Here is a 21361-nt window from a genome sequence, read left to right as displayed (position 1 = left end):
TGCTGATTATGTCTTATATAAAACCAAATACACCAGCTAACTCTTTACTAGTAGCGATGATGTTCATGAATGGTTTAGATGAGAGGCTGACGCTAGAAGACTTAGCTGACGGGCGTCTGCTCAAGAAAGTGCGGGGGGGTTATAAGCCTCACGTTCAAGTTAAAGACTTCTTCTTTAAAGGGTCCGACAGAAGGTTGATTCTGACCCGAGATGGGGCTGAGTATATCTATAACCAGTACGTTAATTCACAACTGGTAATGAGAGCAGATTGGGATGGTTCGTTCACCAGTAAGTCTGAGCTAAAACAGAAGATTGCTGATTATAAACGAGTAAATTTGAGAGGTGAACATGGTTAGTTATGTATCGCAGAGCAACGAAAGACTCTACCCATGGACATCAGGATCAACGGGGTATGACGTACAAGTCGACTACCTCATTGAAGGCATCTTGCCTGCGAACTCATTTGGTGTCGTCTATGGCCCGAGTGGTTCATTTAAGTCCTTTCTTGTTATGGACTGGGCCGCACACATTGCGACAGGAAAGACATGGAGTGGCCGTAACGTTAAGAAAGCAGCTGTATTGTATGTGGTAGCGGAGGGTGGAATAGGTGCTCCGCGTCGGATTAAAGCGTGGGAGCGTGCCAACCTCAAGGGAGGGGCAGCAAAAAACTTTTACTCAATATATGAGCCTGTACACATCGCAGACCCTCGTTCACTTAATGCGTTGATGTCGACGATTAAACAAATAGAGGAGGTTGAAAATACTCAGATAGAGCTGGTGGTCTTCGATACATTAGCACGGTGCTTTAATGGTGCAGATGAGAACAGTACGCGGGATATGAACTTCTTTGTTTCCGGCTGTGACATGCTGAAAGCCATGATGAAAGTCTCAGTGCTTATCGTTCACCATAGTGGGAAGAACGAAGCCAATGCTGCGCGAGGTAGTTCTGCGTTGCGTGCTGCTTGTGATTTTGAGTTTAAAGTGGTGAAAAATCCGAGTGATGATTCCGAAGGCGAGAGTCTGACACTCAGTTGCGAGAAAATGAAAGATGACCAGCCCATAAAACCTGCTGCTTATACCTTAAAGCCTGTAATGGTTTTCACTAATCATGAGGGGAAGAATATCTACTCATTGAGCGTCGATAGTGATGAAGCAAGAGAGGTACCAGATGTTGATAGTCATCCGGAAAAAAGTGAGATGAGTCCTGTCCAAGTTGCTCTGTGGGAAATAATACGCTCTAGATCTGCCTCAGGTGAGTCGACGGTAAGAGAAATTATAAGAGATGACTTCAAAGCTCTCGGTTATCCAGTTAAGAACTTTAGTCGCTCATTACAGAGGTTACAGAATAGAGGCGTAGTTATTGAACAACATGGCCAACTGCACTGCATGGTGGATAAAGCCTAAACACTCCTCCCCTCCGCTTCTTCCCTACACAAGAGGCGGAGGGGAGGATAAATTTCAGTAAGGAGAATCTTGTGACGGATTGGAACAAAAATCGGCAGTTATACCAACAGGCATACTTAGAAACGGGAGTTAGTTTAAAAGGGTGGTGTCAGCAAAACCAAGTGGACTACCAATCTGCTAGAAAGCAAATCAGTGTTAAGGATATAAAGCAGGTCGCAAAAAACTCACCAGAAACGAAACGGCAAAATGTGATCGAGTCTCAGCCTCAGAAAGCGAACCAAACCTCATTTTCTAAAGGCAATCAAATTGCACGTAAACATGGCGGTTACTCCAGTCTATTAAATGAAGATGATGTGGAGCTTGCCCTTCAAGTAAAAAGCTTAGAGGATGAGTTACTGGCGTGCCGTTCTCGTTTGGTATCGGTTATGAAGTATCGCTCAAATATAGAAGCTCAGGTCAGAGAGTGCAGTGACGTTGAAATGAAAGTCGCGCTTTCAGAACTGTTACTTAAGAGCATGGAGGCAGAAGAGCGAACTATTGCTCGTATCGAGTCCTTATCGGCAACCCTATCTAAGCTTGGGCGGGATGCGATACTTGTCGAAAAAGACAAAGTTCAAATAAAGATGATTGAGCAGACCATAAATATTCGGGATAGAGAGAGCCAAGAAGATGATAAGGTGACATATTACATTGATTGGTGAGTTTGCTTCGTTATCATAAAGTCGATTATCGTCCTGATAAAACTAGCACTACCTCATACTTTCCATTTTTAGCCTTTCAATTTAAAACCATATGCAGTCAAGATACCATTAGTCTATTTGTAGGAGGGACTATGGCTGCAGATATTAAGTTCAATTGGTCAGCAAGTATAGAGATTGATGGGGAGCACTTCCCAGAAGACATGTTAGGGCACGTGAGATATGCGGAGTTTCTAACACGATTTCTAGTATCCCAAGGCTTTGATGAGAGCCGTGAAGGGGAAGACAGGGAAAGGAACTATGTCTTAAACCTTAACTCAGCTTGGGGGAGCGGTATGTAGTGGTCAACTGATATTGGCCACGCTCTTAGAGTTTAACCAGAACAATCGTTCTGACTCGTTGGGTGTCAGCCCTCCATTATATTGATGGGGCCTGACCTGACAGTAATACTGAATTATGTATCGAGTAATTTCTTGTTGAGCTTCAATAAAGCTACGTAACCTACCGTCGGCACCCTTCAAGCTCGAAGATATCTGGCGAATTCGCACTAGACTAGAAATCGAAGGCAATATCATGGAATTGGCCCTGCTCAATCTCGCCATCGATTGCAAGTTGCGTTCTTGTGACTTGCTAAGAATGAAAGTGAGGGATATTTCTTCCGGTGGTGTGATTCAAGATCGTGTGCTTTACAGCCAAAGTAAAACGGGCAGAGAGGTACAGTTTGAGAACACTTCACGCACTGCACAATCATTAACTTAATGGTTGATTTATAGTCAACTTTCGGCTCAAGACTATCTGTTTCCCAGTCCCCGTAAACAAGGGAGGCCTTTGAGCTATAGTTGCTATGCCACCATTATTCGCCGCTGGGCAACGGAACTTGGCTACGATCCCTATCTCTATGGAACGCATTCCATGCGCCGCACCAAGGCGACATTGATTTACGCTCGAACTAAAAATATACGGGCTGTACAACTATTACTAGGGCACGTGAAATTAGACGAATACTATTCGTTATCTGGGTGTAGAAATTGAAGATGCATTGAACATCTCAGAAGGGATTGAATCATAGGACGATTAGGTAGTTAACGAAAGGTATCTCATTGTTATCAACAATATTGATTTAATCCAATATTGTTTGGTTTGATTTGTCTCGTGATTGGCGTATTTGTGCTTTCATGAAGGCTGTTTTTATATCAAATACATCGACGTTGCGTTGTGATGCCATGCCTTGATGCGTGAGATATTGAAGATGGAATGTGTTGAGTTTGAAATGGATTGCCCGCCTAAAAAGCCTACCTGTTAAACCAGTCATGCCCGTTCCACTGTTAAATACTCATCAACCCCAAAACAGCTTAATCGCAAGTTACTTACCATGACAGCGCCCATTCTCTATTCAGCTCAAGGTTCTTGTGATACATACAGCAGCCGTAAGTCAGGATCATGTAGATAGTCGTTCTCTAGCTGAGAGTAAACCGTCTGGTAAGTTGCTTGCGCTTGTTCAGGAGAGGGGGCGACAAGGCGCAGTTGATAACTGCATAGTCCACTAAAGCAGTGCATTTTGAAAACCTGATAGAAGCCTTGGTATTGTGTCGTTTCAGGTCCTCTAAAATCACGCTGACGAAAAAAGCCATGTTTGAAACTATCTAGATTGGGCAACAAGAACTCCGCTTTACCCATGGGCGCATAGTATTGCTCACCATCTTCACTAAAATGTTGGTAATCAATCGCCGTAAAGCGACTCAGTGATGCTTGCTTTAGTGACCAAGGAAGCTCAATAGAGAAAAAGAAGATAGCCTGTGTTTGAATTTGCTTTTGCATGAAGTGGTATAAATCTGAGGCATCAAGTTCGAAGCCAATAACTGGCATGCTATCGTCAATGGACTCGGTTGGTGAGGGAACTTTCAATAAATAGTAAGGATAAGGCTTATCTTGGCTATAACTTGCAGCCGAAAAGCCAAGAATTAACCACATAGTGATGATCGTTAGAAAACGCAGCATAGAATCTCTTTATTTGAATGTGTCCCTTAGAGTCTTATTATGCTTATTTTGATCTTTGATACTACTGAAAACGTTGGAGTCATGAGTGCATAATAAAACCCTTTTTTCGCATTAATCTGCGGCTTAACAGTAAATTGCGTTTACGCTAGCTTGCAAGATACCTCGTCAACACTTAAAGATGATTCCCTATCTAAGTTGCAGGGAACTGCAGAGCTTGTTGCGATACGGCACGCTAGAGGCCCGAGGCCGGACTCTCTATTGACTCACGAATTACTGAGGATTTACAAACGATATACCAGCGTCATCCCCACTTACGCTCTATCTCAACATGGTCAAAATGGAAGCTAAACAATCTATTTATTACATTCGAACCAGAAGCTCTAACGGCCTATGAACAAGGTCGTTATCAAGCTTGGGATGAGTTAAATCATACCTATAAAGTCGAAGGATTCACCGATTTTAGGGTAATGCCAAATACCAAGTCACTGACATTTAAAGGAAACTACAACGTGCCTGAGCTTGCCAAACGTTATGCTGAAATCGAGGGCATAGCTTCAAGTTCCACCAATCAAAACTTGGGAGATGGCAGTCAGATCTGCCTTGATTTAGAAGACAAATCCCGCACTTACTATTTCATCAAGGCAAGTGGTGATTGCATAAGTGGTTGCATAGACAAACATGTGACAAAGGTACGAGTGACCGCAGCCAAGCAACTACAAACATCAATCACTGATAATAGACAACAAGTAAAAGCAGTCATCGATTTAAATTGCTTATAGCTTTAGTAGGTGGTCGCTGTAATCGGGCACTAAATGTCATCAGGTTAGCTATCGAAACGCGGTACTAATTTTCCGCTTTTACATAGCCAGCCAGCTCGTCCAGTCCTGTTAGAAATTCACCGAAGGTTGCTCTACCATAGCCAGACTCATCATCGGCATCAAAAGACTCAATAAAGAGCGCCTTTTCATGCTCGACATCTCTTTTTATTGCAAGCAGCTCAGATAGTCCAAAAGAATCAGGGCTAGCCTCAATATGTTTTATAACGACAACATCTATATCACTCGCTGCCACACTAACCAGCTCTCCGGTTCGCCCCCAATGATGACGGTTAGCGAACTTTCGCTTAGCGTCTGTTTGTTGACCTTGCACCATGGCCTTTAAGATGCCTTGAAGCTCATGAGAGCTAAAAGGGACAAATAGCAAAATATTATCGATACGAATTTGATATCGAGCTAATCTGTTTAATGCAATTTTTAACTTTAACCAACGTAACATGTTAATACCGTTGTAATTATTTGAATCTGACTTATGTAGCTTACCGAGTGAAAAATATAGCAGTTATTTACATGGCCATTGAGTTATTGGTTCTGTCTTTGGCGCAATCGAATGATAAATCAACATCTATGAAAATTAGATATTGCAAGAGGGGGAATGAGATTGTTAAATAATAGATAATACAGTCAGTAAAAGAGTACGGATACAATGGAGTTAAGCCAAGCCAGGCAATACCTTAGCCTAGGTAGTGACCAAAGCGCGCCCCTTTCCAACGATGAAATCAACGAAGCATTAACCAAGCAGCAAATGATGCTGCGTGAAAAAATTGAAACCGCCCCGACGAAAGCGTTAGTCGATAAGTATCAACAGCGTCTCAACGATGCTGAAAAAGCGGCTCGAGTATTAAGAGCAAGTTTGGCGGACAATGCAGCCAAGCCATCAGCTTTAGCAACAGAATCTCCTTCAATCAGCCAAACCATGATGGCGGATATGCCCTTGTCGGGCACTCAGTTTAGCTCGGTATCGCAAGGCACTGTCAATACCTTACGGGCTGGGTATGAGCTGGCTGGGCGTTATCGTATTGAGGGTGTGCTCGGTCAAGGTGGAATGGGCGTTGTCTACCAAGCATTTGATAACATCAAAGAGCAGAGCATCGCGATTAAAACGCTGTTACCACACTTGGTGAATAACCCTAAGGCGTTATCTCGTTTTATGGATGAAGCCAAGCTCTCAAGCCAGTTATCGCATCCAAATATCGTTAATGTGTTCGATGTACAGCAACAAGGTGACCAAGTTTTTCTCACCATGGAGCTCCTTGAAGGCCAAGACTTACGAGCGTTAATTGAAGCTCGTCAAGCTGCTAATGTGCCCTTTGATGTAGATGAGGCAATGAACATTGCCAATTCCTTATGTGACGCTCTAAGCTACGCCCATAAACAGACGGTTCACCGTGATATCAAACCTGAGAATATCTGGCTTGATGAAGAAGGTGAGGTTAAGTTGATGGATTTTGGTATTGCGCGCGTAATGAGCAATACCCAACGCACCCAAACTGGCGCTGCAACAGGGACTGCCTATTACATGGCACCTGAACAACTCAAAGGCACCAGTAAAGTTGACCAGAGAGCAGATATTTATGCCCTCGGGGTGATGCTTTATGAATTACTGTCAGGAGATGTGCCAACGGGGCGTTTTAAGTCGCTTACCGAGCTGAATGACCAAATACCACAAGGCTTGTCAGATGCTGTTGACAAAGCTTTAGAGACAAAAGCCGAAGACAGGCCAAGTGACGCGGCTGAACTCAAATTAGCCCTTGCTACAACCATAGGTATCAAAAGCAATATATCGAATACTTCCAATCTAAAAACGCAACCGACAACTTATCCAAAAGGCAGCAACAAACTGGTGCCAATTGCGCTTTCTCTGGCCGTGATGGCGGGGAGCGGCTTTGCTTATCAGCAAGGTTGGCTCGATAGCATTATTGCCGATTTAACTCCAGTCGATAAAGCCCTCATTGCCGAGCATCAAGCGCAAGCAGGTAGGCTGCAAGGGGAAATCAAAACCATCGCTCGCCGCTTCGATAACGGGGTGCGTGACTTAACCTCGGATTTGCGCGATGCCGAGCGTAATAACAGTAACAACCTTGAACCGCTTCGACTTGCCCAGCGCTTAACGAAAGATTACTTGGTTGATGGCAATCTCATCCCAGAGCTGGAAGGTAAGCTTGCGCAAGCACAAACTTTGTTACGTACTCAAAACCTTAATGAACAGCAAAGTGCTCAAGCACTATTGCTACTTGAAGAAGTTAAAGCTGGCTATCAAAACTTATGGCAAGAATTTAATGCCAGCAAAAGTCTTTATGCCAGCCAAACTAAGGCGACCAGCGCGAAAGCCCAGCTTGAAGCCTATCTAGCTAAACAAGGCTATGGTCAATCCGAAAAAGTAAAACAAGGGCTATCCGCCTACCAATTAGCCTTGAAAGCACGCAGTGAAGGGCATTTTACTCAAGCAAACAAGGTGTTTTCTGAGAGTGAACCGCTACTGGTGCAGGCACTGTTGCAAACAAAACTGATTAGCGCAGAAAAAATAAAAGCAGAAGAAGCTCAAGCCGCATTGCTGGCCGCAATCAAAAAGTACTCATTGCAATCACCAGAACAAACTGAGGCCAATACCCTGCAAACTAAAGGGCAAAGCTTAGCCAAGCAAGGCTTATATTCAGAAGCCAAGCAAAGCTATAGCCAAGCTGCGCAACACTACCAACAATTGCTTAATGGGTTATCTGGTGATATCGCCAATGTTGAAGCACAATGGGCTAAAGCGGCTAAAGCGGCTAAAGCGGCTAAAGCGGCGATAGAGAAGGCGGCACGAGAGAAGGCGGCACGAGAGAAGGCGGCAAAAGCAGTTCGCTTGGTTGGTAAGTTAGTGACCATCCCCGCTGGTAGCTTTAGAATGGGCTCCAATGATAGTCAAGTTGACGATGAAAAGCCTGTACATCGCGTGACGCTGAAAAGTTTTAAGATGATGGAACACGAAGTCACCTTTGCCCAGTGGGATGCTTGCGTGGCCGCTGGTGGCTGCTCGCATAGACCAGATGACCAAAACTGGGGGCGTGGCAGCCGCCCTGTCATCAACGTCAGCTATAAAGACATTACCCAGCAGTTTATTCCATGGCTGAATAAAACGACTGGTCTTAAGTTTAGCCTGCCGAGTGAGGCGCAGTGGGAATATGCTGCCCGCGCAGGGAGCCAAAGCAAATACAGCTGGGGCAATAGCATTGGTAGTAATCGAGCCAACTGTGATGGCTGTGGCAGTCGTTGGGATGACAGCAAAACCGCACCCGTAAAAAGCTTCTCAGCCAACCGCTTTGGCCTCTATGACATGCATGGTAATGTATGGGAATGGACGCAAGATTGCTGGAATGACAACTACCATGGCGCACCCGGAAACGGCAACGCTTGGAAGTCAGGCGAGTGTGAAAGACGGGTGCTTCGCGGCGGGTCTTGGTACAGTGTTCCGAGTTATCTGCGCTCAGCCCCTCGCAGCTACTATTCGCTTGGCATTCGCTTCAACAGTTTTGGCTTTCGTTTAGTCCAGGGCCAATAATTTCCCTTTACACTTTTTTCTTTTTCCCTTTTCTTGGTTTTAATCTGATATTAGCCAAGAAAAGGGCGTAGGTAACGATGACAATGAACAAGCCAGGCAGCATTGCTGTGGTGGAGAACTGCCACCAGTATCTAATATGGCTAATACCAAAGCTCGATCAGTTCCCTAAGAATAGACGCTTTAGCCTAGGTGAAAAAATAGAACGTTGCGCCTTAGCACTGCTCTCTTGCTTAGTTGAGGCAGGGTATGCAACGACCAGGCATAAGTTGCAATGGTTAGATAAGGCTAATCGGAATTTAAACCTATTGCGCCACTTATGGCGCCTTAGCTTTGAGCTAAAGGTCATTAATATCAAAAGCTATGAAACGGGCAGCCAATATGTGGTGGATATTGGCAATCAAGTCGGAGGCTGGCGAAAGGGGGCGTCACAGAATTAAATTATGGACAAAAAGGTAAGCATCTATCGAAAGTCTGCTTCGCGGCGGGTCTTGGAACAATAATCCGAGAAATCTGCGCTCAGCCAATCGCAACAACAATTCGCTTGGCAATCGCAACAACAATAATGGCTTTCGTTTAGTCCAGTTCGCATCACTGCCAGAGTGCGGTAACTCAAGGGTTACGCAGCGTGTAAATGATGTGCCCATGAATGCTTATCTTAAAATAATAAGGAAATTATTTTGAATAGTTACGCTATGGATAGCGCCTTCAAATCGAGTAGGGACCAAAAGGGGTGAAGGCTTATGAAAAGACTGGGTAATCTTTGGGATAAAGTCACTAGCTTTTCAAATTTGTATTTAGCCTATAAAAAGGCAGCTAAGGGCAAACGCAATCAAGTGAAAGTGGCCCAATTTAGTTACCAGTTAGAGGCGGAGCTATTTGCCATGCAAGCAGAGCTTCGCTCAGGCAGCTATCGGTTTGGCGGTTATCGAAAGTTTATTATTTTCGATAGAAAACCAAGAGAGATTAGCGCGGCACCGTTCCGAGATAGGGTACTACACCATGCCATCATGAATGTACTGGAGCCTATCTTTGAGGCTCGGTTCTATCATCACAGTTACGCCTGCCGCAAAGGTAAGGGGGCGCATTTGGCTGTCAATGTTTATCAGGTATGGGCACGAAAGTATCGATATGTGCTGAAACTCGATATACGTTCCTTTTTCGCCAGTATAAATAACAAAATACTATTTGATAAAATCAAGCGTGTTATTAAAGACAAGCCGTTGCTTTTTTTGATTCGAGAACTATTAAAGTCTCCTCAGCAGTTGGTCGGGTTGCCAATGGGTAATTTAACCAGTCAGTGTTTTGCTAATTTATTTCTTAATGAGCTAGACCACAAGGTAGCAAGCCAATCACCTGCTTATCTGCGTTACGTTGATGACTTAACTATTATGTCTAACTGTAAATCGCAATTGTGGGCAATTCAAAACGTCATTGAATCTGAACTTGTTGCAATTGGGTTAGTGTTGCATCCTCGCAAGCAAAGCCTGCTAAGAACAGTACAAAAAGTCGATATGCTGGGCTATAAAGTAAGTTCGACGCGTCGCTGGGTGCGCAATGATAATGGCTATCGTTTTGCGCGAAAGTATCGTCAAAAACATCGGCGCTATATACAAGGCAAGCTGCCTCTTGATTTCGTCAAGGCGTCGATGATGGCGTGGATTGGTCATGCTGTTCATGGTGAAAGTGTTGGTTTGAGAAGGGCGATAATTTCTCCCTTGAATTGGGCTGTGTCAGCCCAATAATCGAAAGGCTTTTTGAGTTGTCATACAGCATCAGCGGTAATTCCAGAGGGTAAAAATAAAGCGCCACATATGGCGCTTCACTATTAGGGAAAGTTAAATCTTAAGCAAATCGCTCAGCTCGAGACGCAGCCTCGGCGGCATCACGGGCACTTTGCTCAGCATTCGAGGCAGAGCTTTTTGCGTCTGATACGCTGCCCTCAATGCTGACTTTCAGGCTAATGGCATCATCCTTACAGCTTTCCGTTTCGCCTTTGGCTTCGCCGGCCGCCTCCATAAACATTCGAGTTTGAGTGCAGTGGTTACCGGCTTGAATCATATGCTCACCTGCGTTTGTCATATAACTCTCAGCTTTGGCTGCGTGTTGCAGTGCATCTTGCACCGCGGCTTCGCCTTGGCTTCTCATCTGTTCCAAAACACCCACTAATTGGTTGGCAGCATCTCGTGCTTGAGCCAATAATTGTTCAGCCTCTTCTTTGGCTGCAAGGGCATCGGCTTTTGCTTGCATTGCAACAGCATTTGCTTGAGACGCTTCATTCCTAAGGTGTTGAATACTGTGCAGCGCGCTACTGGCTTGCTCTGCTTCATTATCTGCTAAAGAAGCACTTTCTGCGGCTTTACTCAGTTCAGCTTCAATTTGACTGGCGGCAGTTTGTGCTTGGCTTTGTGCACTTTGCGCCTCATTGTTAGCCGATTGCGCTGAACTTGACGCTGTTTGTGCTGTGGACTGTGCCGATTCCGCATTGCCTGCAAAATTTTGTGCTTGTGAGGCTGCGTTCGCAGCAGTGCTTTGGTCGCTGGATGCTTGCTGAGCGGCTTGATTGCTTTTCTCAGCAAACTCGGTGGCTTTTTCGTTGGCAGTTTGCGCCTGTTGCTGCTGTTCAGCCGCACCTTGCGCTGCGGCCTGCGCTGAAGCTTGTGCAGCACTGGTGGCTTCGCTGGCCGCTTGGGCCGCTGTTTGAGCAGTCAACGTATCGTCCTTGGCGGTTTCTGCTTCATTTTGTGCATCTTGAGCTTCAGCGCTGGCTTGCGCCGCCTGTTGTTGTGCTTGCTCTGTTTGACTTTGTGCCATTAAGGATGCGTCTTTCGCGGTTTCGCTTTGAGTTTGAGCCTGTGCACTGGCTTGACTCGCTTGCTGACTTTGTTGTTGCGCGGATTGCGCACTTTGGCTGGCCAAATCTGCGGAGGATTGGAATTGTTGCGCTTGTTGCGACGCAGTTTGTGCATCAGATTGAGCCGCTTGAGCGTGTTGATTTGCTCCTTCGGCTTGTGATTGAGCGCTTTGTGCTCCTTGGCTCGCGTTTTCTGCTTGCGATTGTGCATTTTGCGCGGAAGATTGAGCTTGCTCCGTTTCACTAGCGGCTTGCGCTGCTTGCGATTGTGACTGGCTCGTTTCACTTGCAGCTCGCCCAGCCATCGCGGCCGCTGTGGTTGCAGCAGTCAGCTCTGATTGAGCATCACTAGCGGCGCTTTGCGCCGTACGAGCTTCAGTTTGTGCTTCACTTGCTGCGCTGCTTGCTTGGCTAGATGCTTGGCGTGCTTCTGCCGCCTCACTGCTTGCGCTATCAGAGGCTCTTGCTGCATTCGCAGCTTGTTCTCGCGCATCGCTTGCCGCTTGGTTTGCAGTATTAAAGTGTTGCTGAGCAGATTGACTCGCTTGAGCGGCTTGTTCGGAATGCTGTTGGGTTTGACTCGCGTTTTGATTGGCATTGTCGGCATCTTTTTGAGCCTGGCTGCTTGCTTGAGTTGATGCTTGTGCTTGCTGCTGAGCTTGGCTCGCAGACTGCTGACTCGCTTCACTTTGTTGCTGAGCCAGCGAAGCTTCATTTTGTGCCCGCTGTCTATCAAGCTCAGAGTTTTGAGCCAGTTGTTGTATTTTCTCAGCCTGAGCTCTGGCTTCGGCCAGTTGCTGCTCTAGATTCGTTCGCATAGCGTTAAGTTCACTTGAAGGCATAATGGTGACCTTTGTTTCCATCCAATGACATTTTGTATATCGCTGCTGCCATAATTTATTACGAAGCAGCTTCCCTGATTTGCTTAGTGTAGCGGAATTTATAACATTGTCATTCCCACTATTGTTGTTGTGAAATTGTTAGGTACTATTTGCTTTGATATTTATCATTAGTGTGAATGGAGTGGCTGCAATACTATTTGATGAGTGAATGGATTTTAAATAATAACGAGTCAGTCCCCGTTTTATATAGGATTTCTGGGGAGGTAGGCCTCTTATCACACCTTGGAATTAAGAATGTTAATGAGTAGAATAGATGTAAGCAGCCATAATTGATGATTAACACGTTAGCAACGTTTCAAGGTTCACGTCTATCACAATTTACTGATTTGCTGTGTCAAAAAACTAAAAAGTAAAGATTTGCACCCAGCAAGTTTATAAGGATAGGAATTACATGGAAAATTTGGCACTGCTGCGCCAACAGTTCAGTACATCTAGTCAACAGGCGGTAGATATCAGTCAAGCTTTAGAGCTTGGTCAAGCACAAACACCGCTTAGCGAGAAGTTTCAACACCTTGCTACTCAGTCCCAAAGTCAGGATTTCCACCTCACCCTAATCGGGCTATCCGGTACTGCCCGAAATGCGGCTATTAACTGGCTCTATGGGCAAGAATATAGTGTTTTCGCCATTAATCACGAAAAAGCGATCGGTTTACTAGAAATTACGCTTAAAAAACAAGGTTACAGCCTAGAGCAGAACGGCACGCGTCAAGAGTTTGATGATTGGACAAGTTTAGAAAAGGTGCTGGGTGAAGGGCTCTCTTTTGGAGATACGCCTCAAAGCCTCAAGTTGGATGTGCCAAGCGAAAAAGGCCTACAAAACCTAACGATTTATATCCCCGATACTATCACCACCCTAAAAACCTACCCAGCGGCATTAACTCGGGTGCTGATGAACAGTAACGTTCTAGCCATTGCGGGGGAAGCAGAAGCTGAGCTAACCGAAGAAGATGCGAGAGAGTTGGAGCAATTGACGGCTCAAATGCAAGGCTTTTGGCCACTAATCCATGTGCCTGATCTCACCAAAGGGTTACAGCTACCCGACAATGGCTGGTTCAACCGTTTTCGTTGCCCAATACGCTTGCCAGAACAGTTATTAACCGAAGCGGTGGAAACTTCAATCCCAGAGATTCTCACCAACTCAAATGACCCACTTCGTCAAAAACTGAACTTACTAAGTCAAAGTAATGCTCTGCTTCAAGGGGTTGATGCGTTAAATGATGAATTTGAGCAGCAAGCGAAAAAGCTCACCAATCGTAAAAAACGTGAAAGTCGCCAAACGGATCGTACTGGCCATGGAAATGCCGAATCCATCATGCTTGATAGCACGTTAAAACAGCGCATTAATGATGAGTTTAATGAGCTAAGTAAGAATCTAGCGGAACTGAGCCGTAAGCGCGAAACGCCCAATGCAACTAACGCTGTTAACTTAGCGGCATTTATTGAAAAGTTGGATGTTGATGGACTTGACCAACAAAAGCAGCACAAAATCATAAAACTCAGCTTAAGTGAAGACTATCAGAAGCAATTGTTAGCAGTGATCAAACAGCAAAGTGACCAGTTTTTGATTCAAGATGTGTTAACACTTGAACAAGGTTTGGCGAATATCACTACGTTAGTCAAGAACCACCCACAAACTGAGCAGTATCAATTATCGTCACACACGTTTTCTAAATCTCGCCTTCAACAAGAGCTACAAGAAGTGCTGGGGCTAGAAATTCGTTATCAAGGTGAGTTGCCGCACCAAGGTTTTTTGGCGCGATTAGGCGCTGGTCGCCAAGCGATGATGGGCTTGATGTTTGTCGGTATGGTGTTGGGGGCGCTTAGCCCTAATCTTCGTTCGGTGCTTATGTTGCTCGGCTTGCCACTATTTTTTGCTGGTGTGATTTACTCTTACATTTCTTTTCCAAAAGAAGAAGCCGCAAGAATGGAAAAAGAGCTGCATAAAGTTCGTGGAGAAGTGAATAACATCGCTAAGCGATTGGTCTCTGAAACAAACCGTTTGAAAGTGAATCAAATCAACCGCTTTTTAGATCAGCAAAAACGTCATTGGCTCAGCGAGCTAGAGAGTCAGCACAAAACCCACGTAGAAGAAAAACGCCAGCAGCAACAGTTTGAGGCCAAACAAGCCAACCAGCGTATTGCGGTTGTTGAACAGCAACTTCGCCAACTGCAGATGCAGACGCAACCACTTAATCAATTGCAACGTCAGGTAGAAAACCTGATCAACCAGTTACAAGCATCCTAAAATAGAGAATCAGGCAACCCAATATGGATATCAATCAAGCAAAGCAAAAGCTTGGGCTAACGGATGAAGCGTTAGCCAGTCAGCCAGAAGCTGCGATTAAAAAAGCGTTAGTGGAAAAGCATCGGTTGTTGGATGATAAAATCAGTTCAGCACCCACACCAGCATTAGCGGACAAGTTTCGACAATCAAAAGTAGACCTAGAGCAGGTTGCTCAATGGTTATTAACTGAGTTAGCTAATGAGGCTAACAACCAGCCAGAGACGACGCAATCGACCCCTTCGGCTAGTTCATCACTGAGCCAAACCATGATGGCGGATATGCCGCTATCTGGAACCGATTTTGATACTGGTTCTTTGATGACAGCAAGTCAAGTGACAGCCTTACCCATCGGTCATAAGCTAGCTAACCGTTACCGCATTACCGAAGTGCTCGGCCATGGCGGAATGGGTGTGGTTTATGCTGCTTTTGATGAAGTGAAGGAACAAGCTATAGCGATTAAAATGGTGTTGCCGCATTTATCGCAAAGTGAGCGTGCTAAGCAGCGTTTTATGGACGAGGCCAAGTTGTCGAGCAATTTGTCTCACCCGAACGTCATTAACGTCTTCGATGTTCAGCAAGACGGTGAGCACCTATTCTTAACCATGGAGCTGCTCGAAGGACAAGAGCTGCGTGCTTTGCTCAGCAATCAGCAGCAACTCAACCAGCAAATGGAAGTCGATGATGCCTTAGACATCATCAACAAACTTTGCGATGCCCTTGAGTACGCTCACCAGCACACAGTGCATCGTGATATTAAGCCAGAGAACATCTTCTTATGTGAAGATGGCAGCGTAAAGCTAATGGACTTTGGCATTGCTCGCGTGCTCAGCAACACCCAGCGCACCCAAACAGGCGCCGCTACAGGCACTGCTTATTATATGGCACCCGAGCAACTCAAAGGAATGGGAACGATTGATGGTCGTGCCGATCAATACGCTTTAGCGGTCCTTTTATATGAAATGCTGACAGGTGAAGTGCCAACAGGTCGAATTGAAAGTTTATGCGAAGTAAGAGCAGATGTGCCTCAAGGGCTATCCGATGCCGTAGACCAAGCGTTATCGAACAAGCCAGACCAACGCTTTGCTGACATCACGACTTTCAATCAAGCTCTAACTAGCACGGCTAAGCCTGCTAAAGCCCAAATCACTCAGATAAGCAAGAGCAGCAGTCATACCAGCAACAAGTTTGTCCCTGTTGCGCTCTCCATTGCACTTTTGGCTGGCACTGGCTTTGCTTATCAGCAAGGTTGGCTCGATAGCATTATTGCCGATTTAACTCCAGTCGATAAAGCCCTCATTGCCGAGCATCAAGCGCAAGCAGGTAGGCTGCAAGGGGAAATCAAAACCATCGCTCGCCGCTTCGATAATGGCGTGCGTGATTTAACTTCAGATTTACGCGATGCCGAGCGTAATAACAGTAACAACCTTGAACCGCTTCGACTTGCCGAACGCTTGACGAAAGATTACTTGGTTGATGGCAATCTCATCCCTGAGCTGGAAGGCAAACTGGCTCAAGCGCAAACCTTGCTTCGCAATCAAAACCTCAATGAACAGCAGAGTGCTCAGGCGTTAGTGCTGCTTGAAGAAGTTAAGACGGGCTATCAAAACCTTTGGCGAGAGTTCGGTGCCGGTAAATCCCTGTATGTTAGCCAGACTAAAGCCACCAAGGCGAAAATCGCTCTTGAGTCTTACCTCTCTGAACAAGGTTATGGTCAATCGGAGGCGGTGAAGCAAGCGTTAATGGTTTATCACAATGCTCGTCAAGCGCGAAGTGAAGGCCAGTTTACCCAAGCAAGCAACGCATTTACTGAAAGTGAGCCACTACTGGTGCAGGCACTGATGCAAGTCAAAGAGGTCGATGCTCTAAAAATCCAAACTACAAACGCGAAAACTAAGCTTGAAGCCTATTTAACTGAGCAGGGCTATGGCTATTCAGAGCAGGCAAAACAAGGGCTATCCGCCTACCAATTAGCCTTGAAAGTAAGCAGTGAAGGCCAGTTTACCGAAGCAAACAAGGCGTTTATTGAAAGCAAGCTACTACTGGTGCAGGAATTAGAGCAAGCACAACTGATTAGCGCAGAAAAAATAAACGCCCAAAAATCTCAAGCGGCATTGTTGGCCGCAATCAAAAAATACTCATTGCAATCACCAAAACAAACAGAGGCCAAGGCCCTGCAAACTAGAGGGCAAGGCTTAGCTAAGCAAGGGTTATATTCAGATGCCAAGCAAAGCTATAGCCAAGCTTCGCAAAGTTTTCGAGATTTACTTGGCGGTTATGACGCTGAAATTGCTCAAATCAAAAGTAAATGGGCTAAGGCTGCTAGGTTGAAAAAAGCCAAAGAAGAAGCAGCTCGTAAAAAAGCTGAACAGGAAAAGCAATATAAGAGCAACATGGAAAAGGTTGTTAAGCTAATGAAGAGCTTAAAATCAAAGCTTGAAAACAGTACGGATACCTCTTATTCAAGTGAAACCCATCGCAGAAAGCTAAAAGCTGACTTTGATGTTTCATACTCCGCTAGTCGACCGTGCATTATATATGTCGAATATGAGAAACATACTTATAAGCTCAGTAGTGATCTTCGCATGGATCGTAATGGCAGTTTTTATACCGAATATAGCTGGGTAAACACTTGGCGTTATGATGAGGAGTATGAGCATCGCTTTGACTTTTCAAGTAAAGCAATGAATATCTGGGGTTCTAATGATAGGGTTGATTCTATGTCTAAGTCAGGCGCAATAGAAATAAATAGCACTAACTTGGAGCGCTCTCTCAAATCTATGGTCAAAGAGATTTCGCAATTGTGCCAAAGTAGTAAAGCGCTCAAGAGCTAATCAATAATTCCGGGCTGACACCTTTGTTGCGCTTCAATTTAGATTTCAATACATCTCTCTTTAGACAAGAGATAAAAGGATGATGATGTACATAGGTATAGATTTAGGTACCACCTTTTCGCTGGTATCGTATTTGAACCCACAGGGTATACCCGCTCTTTTTCATGACTGTCACGAAGTGGATGAATATCGTACGCCATCATGTGTATACATAAGTGAAAACGGAGTGCTGGTAGGCAGCGCGCTTGAAGAGTTACTCGATGATGAGCCAGAGCTTACCCAAGCACGCTTTTTTAAGCTGGCATTAGGGCAATCTCAAGTTGTTTATCACGACGAGTTAGGGCGTGATTGGTCGCCGCAGGGGCTATCGGCGCTGGTGCTCAAGAAACTTTTAAAAGACGTGCAAGCGGCAACCCCTGAGTTGATTGAAGGTGCGTTGATTGCCGTACCCGCCAACTTTACGGATGGTCAAAGAAAAGCCACCAAAGAGGCCGCTAAGTTGGCCGGATTAAAGCACGTTAAGTTAGTGGAAGAGCCCGTGGCCGCAGCTACCTTTTATGGCTATCAGCAGCAAGGTGATAACACCTATTTTGTTTACGATTTAGGCGGAGGCACTTTTGATGCCACGGTTTTGCAAGTCGGAGAGCAAGGTTTATATGCGCTAGCCACACAAGGCAGCAATACCCACGGTGGCAAGCATATCGACGATATCATCATTGCTTATGTCATGGATGAGTTTGAGCGTCGTTATGGTCAATGTAAATTGGACGCTGCCAATCAAACCAAGCTGCGCCGTTACGCTCAAGAGGTCAAAGTAAAACTTTCAAAACCAGGTAAAAGCCATCTATCAAAAACCTTGGTCATCGCTGGGCAAACTCTAGACTTCATCCTTACTCAAGATAAGTTTAATCAACTGCTCGAAGAGTTTGTCGAACAAACATTGCAAGTGTGCGAGCACTGCTTGCAAGCTGCGGGGATGGATTGGTCATTTATTGATACCTTGCTATTAACGGGCGGGTCATCGCTGTTGCCTTTGGTAAAGGATAAAGTGGCAAAAGCCGCTGGGCGCTCGCCAAATGACTTAGTGTGTCGCCAACCCCACCAAGCGGTGGCCTATGGCGCGGCCTTGCTGGCTGAGCAAATGTTTGTAACGTCACCAACGAAAAGTAAAACGTTGCAAGGTGTATGTTCATACAACCTTGGTTTCCGTGCGATTGGTAGTGATGGTAAACCTAAAGTCAAAGTTCTCATCGCTCAAAACAGCCCAGTGCCTGCTTTGGCGAGCCATACTTTCTATACCAATCGTGATGATCAAACTCGCATGGTGTTAGAGGTAGTACAACAACGCGATGATGAAGAGCCGATTAGCTTAGGTGTGAGCAGTTTTTTAATTGAAAATCCGAAGAAACATCATGGCATAGAAGTAACGCTGGGTTATGACTTAGAAGGTTTGGTAACCATTAGTGCCAAAGACCCAGCTACCCAAAAAGTCATAGAGCATGTATTAGGGGAAGAATCTTTGGCTCTCAATGCGCAACTGCTGCAAGAACAACAATGGTTGGAGCAAATTGAGGTCAATGTTTAATGCTGGTTGATGTTGTTGCTTTTTCAGACGTTGGGCATGTATATCAACACAATGAAGATGCTTACTTGCTTGATGAGGTGAACCAAAGTTATGTCATAGCAGATGGTATGGGTGGCCATAACAGTGGAGAGGTAGCGAGTGATATAGCGGTAAAAAACTACCAACAAGCCTTACTTGAACATCAACCGATTGAACAAAGAGCGCACTATTGCCATCAAGCTATTTTGAATCATGCCAATGCAAACCCAGAATGCGAAGGTATGGGCAGTACCATACTGGCCGTGCAAGTGGTGGGTAACGCAGTTGAGTTCACTTGGGTGGGAGACTCACGCCTGTATTGGTTCGCCGATGGAAAGCTGATACGTTTAAGTGACGATCATTCTTTTGTACAAGATTTAATCCACAGAGGCATCTTGACCGAAGAGGAAGCATCGACCCACCCCCAACGCAACTTAATTACCCAAGGCTTAGGAATGAAAAAACCATTAAAGCCAAGCAGTGCGACATTTTATCCATTTCACTCTGGGGTATTGCTGCTGTGCACTGATGGGGTGAGTGATATGCTCAGTGACAGGCAAATTGCTCAAGCTCTTGAGCAACCTTCCACAACAGAGCAAGCCGAGTCATTAAAAGCTGCAGTTTTAGCTACTGAGGCCCGTGATAACTTTACTGCTATCTTAGTATCAATTGATATGAGTAATTATGTACTGTGAGTTGGTAGGTATTCTATTTTCTAAGGTCAGACTTAAAGCGCTAAGATTTTTACCCTAACTAATAGTTGTCCAGATCCGTGCTGGTTGGGGTATGTAATGACATGGGGTATGTAACACGTTGCCAGCCTTGAAAATTTAGCCGCATAAAAACGTTCTAAGCTCTTCCTTGTCTTCATCTGACAAGCTGAGTATCTGTGCTTTGATTTGTTCTAGCGGACTTGGCGTGCTGCGCCCCAGCATAAACTTGGTGGTGCTTTCCAGCTCTTGTCGAACATTATCAACCGACAAGTGGGCATAAACATCCGCGGTGATGCTCACGCTTGAGTGCCCTAGCAGCTTGCTGGTGGCTTGCAGTGAGCCACCAGAAGTAACTTGGTAAGTTGCCAGTGTGCGCCTTAAATCGTGTACCTGAAGGTTTTTGGACGAATCGGTGCTATATAACTCAGCTCGTTCTGTGACCCGCCTCCAGAAGCCGCCTTTGCCACTCTTGTCGGTGATGTGACCAGACTGACTGCGCTTGCTTGGGAAAACAAATTCCTCGCCTGAAGCGGCTTGCTTAGATCGCTTTTCAAGAATTGCCATCGCCTCACCCGACAATGGGACGACATGGGGTTTTTTACTCTTAAACTTTGAGGTTGGAATAGTCCAGGTTTGATTAGCTCGATTTATCTCCCGCCACTCCATGGACAGTACCGTTGCTTTTCGTTGACCAGTTAGCAGTAACAGCAAGATGCAATCTCGATAGATGTCTTCCTCTTGGTCGATAGACTCGAAAAAGCGTTGCAGCTCATCAGGGGAGAGTGTTCGCTCTCGTCGGTGATAAGACTCATCAACTTTTTTTAACGTACTAAAGGGGTTAGAATCTATGTCCGCACGGTTATACATCGACTTCAATAGGGTGAGTGCGTGATTGTGTAAGCTATAACCTTTTTGAGATAGGATACGGTTTAGTAATTGCTTGGCGTCGCTTTTGGTATATTCCTCGGTAGAAAGATGACCGATAGCAGGTTTCAGGTGAAGATTATAGAGCGTTTGGTTGCCCTTTAAGCTGCGTTCACGCCGTTTACCTGCTTTGATATCGAGCTTAAACATTTCTTCGTATACCGCAAAGAGGTCATTGAAGGTATCTGCATTGCGTCTGTTGCGTTTTTCTACGTTAGGGTTAATACCACATGCGATCTGTTGAGCGATTTCCTTGGCTTGATGACGGGCCACTTCTACGGTGATCTCAGGGAATTTGCCAATGGTTACCTTGACGTTTCGACCATTGACTTTTTGAACATAACGGAATGTTTTATCGCCAGAAGGGGAGATATCGATTCCCAGACCACGAACACTACTTATTCCTCCGAAATCACTATATCTTTTCCGTTTTTCCGAAGGTTCAAGTTGCTCCAGCGAGCGTTTGGTAAAGTTAATTCCATATTTCATAGTGCCTTAACCTACTTTTCTGTGGTGCCGTGGTGGTGCCGAAGGGGTTAAATTAGGGTTATTTTAGGCAATTTTGGTTAAATCGGCAATTTATAAATATGGAGTATAATGCATTGACAATTAAGGATAAAACACCTAAATTAAGCCCTCTTTAAATTGGTTAAATTCCTGGATTGAATCCTACAGGGCGTGCCATTTATTCGAGGCGCTAGCAATTTATTGCTGGCGCCTTTTTCGTATCTAGTATCTGTTTTCATCATATTGAAAAGACGGTTGGGATTTCGATA

General features: G+C 45.2%; 16 protein-coding genes and 2 pseudogenes. 13 read left to right on the top strand and 5 right to left on the bottom strand.

Annotated features, from left to right (window positions below; all coding sequences use genetic code 11):
• Nucleotides 1-8 precede the first annotated feature (8 nt).
• The 4 genes from LNL84_RS02345 to LNL84_RS02330 all read left to right on the top strand — a co-directional run bounded on the left by LNL84_RS02345 (nt 9) and on the right by LNL84_RS02330 (nt 2443).
• Nucleotides 9-356: a hypothetical protein gene (locus LNL84_RS02345; RefSeq protein ID WP_244354913.1), complete on the top strand. Its 348-nt coding sequence runs from the start codon at nt 9-11 to the stop codon at nt 354-356.
• A complete protein-coding gene (locus LNL84_RS02340) occupies nt 349-1404 on the top strand; it encodes a helicase RepA family protein (RefSeq protein ID WP_244354912.1) in 1056 nt (351 codons plus the stop codon). The genes LNL84_RS02345 and LNL84_RS02340 overlap by 8 nt, the downstream gene beginning before the upstream one ends.
• 71 nt (nt 1405-1475) lie before the next feature.
• Nucleotides 1476-2105: a hypothetical protein gene (locus tag LNL84_RS02335; protein WP_244354910.1), complete on the top strand. Its 630-nt coding sequence runs from the start codon at nt 1476-1478 to the stop codon at nt 2103-2105.
• 131 nt (nt 2106-2236) lie between these two features.
• Complete coding sequence (locus tag LNL84_RS02330) at nt 2237-2443, top strand: hypothetical protein (protein WP_244354908.1); 207 nt, start codon at nt 2237-2239, stop codon at nt 2441-2443.
• A 3-nt stretch (nt 2444-2446) separates the two neighbouring features.
• On the opposite strand, the pseudogene LNL84_RS02325 reads toward LNL84_RS02330, so the two are convergent.
• Nucleotides 2447-2599: pseudogene (locus tag LNL84_RS02325) on the bottom strand (IS3 family transposase); the annotation flags it as partial.
• Between LNL84_RS02325 and LNL84_RS02320 the strand changes: the two are divergent.
• A pseudogene (locus LNL84_RS02320) lies at nt 2589-3171 on the top strand (tyrosine-type recombinase/integrase). The pseudogenes LNL84_RS02325 and LNL84_RS02320 overlap by 11 nt on opposite strands.
• 329 nt (nt 3172-3500) lie before the next feature.
• Here LNL84_RS02320 and LNL84_RS02315 read toward each other — a convergent pair.
• On the bottom strand, nt 3501-4100 hold the full coding sequence (locus LNL84_RS02315) for a hypothetical protein (RefSeq protein ID WP_244354907.1): 600 nt from the start codon (nt 4098-4100) through the stop codon (nt 3501-3503).
• Nucleotides 4101-4609: 509 nt separating this feature from the next.
• On the opposite strand from LNL84_RS02315, the gene LNL84_RS02310 reads away from it, so the two are divergent.
• Nucleotides 4610-4879, top strand: coding sequence for a hypothetical protein (locus LNL84_RS02310; protein ID WP_244354906.1), 270 nt, complete (start codon nt 4610-4612; stop codon nt 4877-4879).
• A 64-nt stretch (nt 4880-4943) separates the two neighbouring features.
• Here the strand turns inward: LNL84_RS02310 and LNL84_RS02305 are convergent, their stop codons facing one another.
• The gene (locus LNL84_RS02305) at nt 4944-5375 is read right to left on the bottom strand and encodes a hypothetical protein (protein ID WP_244354904.1); all 432 of its coding nucleotides are present in this window, start codon (nt 5373-5375) and stop codon (nt 4944-4946) included.
• A gap of 207 nt (nt 5376-5582) precedes the next feature.
• Here LNL84_RS02305 and LNL84_RS02300 point away from each other — a divergent pair, with 207 nt between their 5' ends.
• From LNL84_RS02300 to LNL84_RS02290, 3 genes are all read left to right on the top strand, one after another.
• A complete protein-coding gene (locus tag LNL84_RS02300) occupies nt 5583-8477 on the top strand; it encodes a bifunctional serine/threonine-protein kinase/formylglycine-generating enzyme family protein (protein ID WP_244354902.1) in 2895 nt (964 codons plus the stop codon).
• Between the two features lie 77 nt (nt 8478-8554).
• Nucleotides 8555-8914 carry a diversity-generating retroelement protein Avd gene (gene avd, locus LNL84_RS02295; RefSeq protein ID WP_244354900.1) on the top strand — a complete coding sequence of 120 codons (360 nt, stop codon included), beginning with the start codon at nt 8555-8557 and terminating at the stop codon, nt 8912-8914.
• Nucleotides 8915-9217: 303 nt separating this feature from the next.
• Nucleotides 9218-10219, top strand: coding sequence for a reverse transcriptase/maturase family protein (locus LNL84_RS02290; protein ID WP_244354898.1), 1002 nt, complete (start codon nt 9218-9220; stop codon nt 10217-10219).
• A gap of 100 nt (nt 10220-10319) precedes the next feature.
• Here LNL84_RS02290 and LNL84_RS02285 read toward each other — a convergent pair whose 3' ends face one another.
• The gene (locus LNL84_RS02285) at nt 10320-12170 is read right to left on the bottom strand and encodes a hypothetical protein (RefSeq protein ID WP_244354896.1); all 1851 of its coding nucleotides are present in this window, start codon (nt 12168-12170) and stop codon (nt 10320-10322) included.
• 451 nt (nt 12171-12621) lie between these two features.
• Here LNL84_RS02285 and LNL84_RS02280 point away from each other — a divergent pair, with 451 nt between their 5' ends.
• The 4 genes from LNL84_RS02280 (at nt 12622) to LNL84_RS02265 (ending at nt 19643) form a co-directional block, all read left to right on the top strand.
• The gene (locus LNL84_RS02280) at nt 12622-14475 is read left to right on the top strand and encodes a hypothetical protein (protein WP_244354894.1); all 1854 of its coding nucleotides are present in this window, start codon (nt 12622-12624) and stop codon (nt 14473-14475) included.
• A 23-nt stretch (nt 14476-14498) separates the two neighbouring features.
• A complete protein-coding gene (locus tag LNL84_RS02275; protein ID WP_244354893.1) occupies nt 14499-17345 on the top strand; it encodes a serine/threonine protein kinase in 2847 nt (948 codons plus the stop codon).
• A 79-nt stretch (nt 17346-17424) separates the two neighbouring features.
• Nucleotides 17425-18930: an Hsp70 family protein gene (locus tag LNL84_RS02270; RefSeq protein ID WP_244354891.1), complete on the top strand. Its 1506-nt coding sequence runs from the start codon at nt 17425-17427 to the stop codon at nt 18928-18930.
• Nucleotides 18930-19643: a PP2C family protein-serine/threonine phosphatase gene (locus tag LNL84_RS02265; protein ID WP_244354889.1), complete on the top strand. Its 714-nt coding sequence runs from the start codon at nt 18930-18932 to the stop codon at nt 19641-19643. The genes LNL84_RS02270 and LNL84_RS02265 overlap by 1 nt, the downstream gene beginning before the upstream one ends.
• Nucleotides 19644-19778: 135 nt before the next feature.
• On the opposite strand, the gene LNL84_RS02260 is transcribed toward LNL84_RS02265, so the two are convergent.
• On the bottom strand, nt 19779-21074 hold the full coding sequence (locus LNL84_RS02260) for a tyrosine-type recombinase/integrase (RefSeq protein WP_244354887.1): 1296 nt from the start codon (nt 21072-21074) through the stop codon (nt 19779-19781).
• Nucleotides 21075-21361 lie beyond the last annotated feature (287 nt).

Source organism: Vibrio gelatinilyticus, from assembly GCF_022836845.1.
Classification (GTDB): Bacteria; Pseudomonadota; Gammaproteobacteria; order Enterobacterales; family Vibrionaceae; genus Vibrio; species Vibrio gelatinilyticus.
This window is presented reverse-complemented; position numbering and strand designations above follow the sequence as displayed.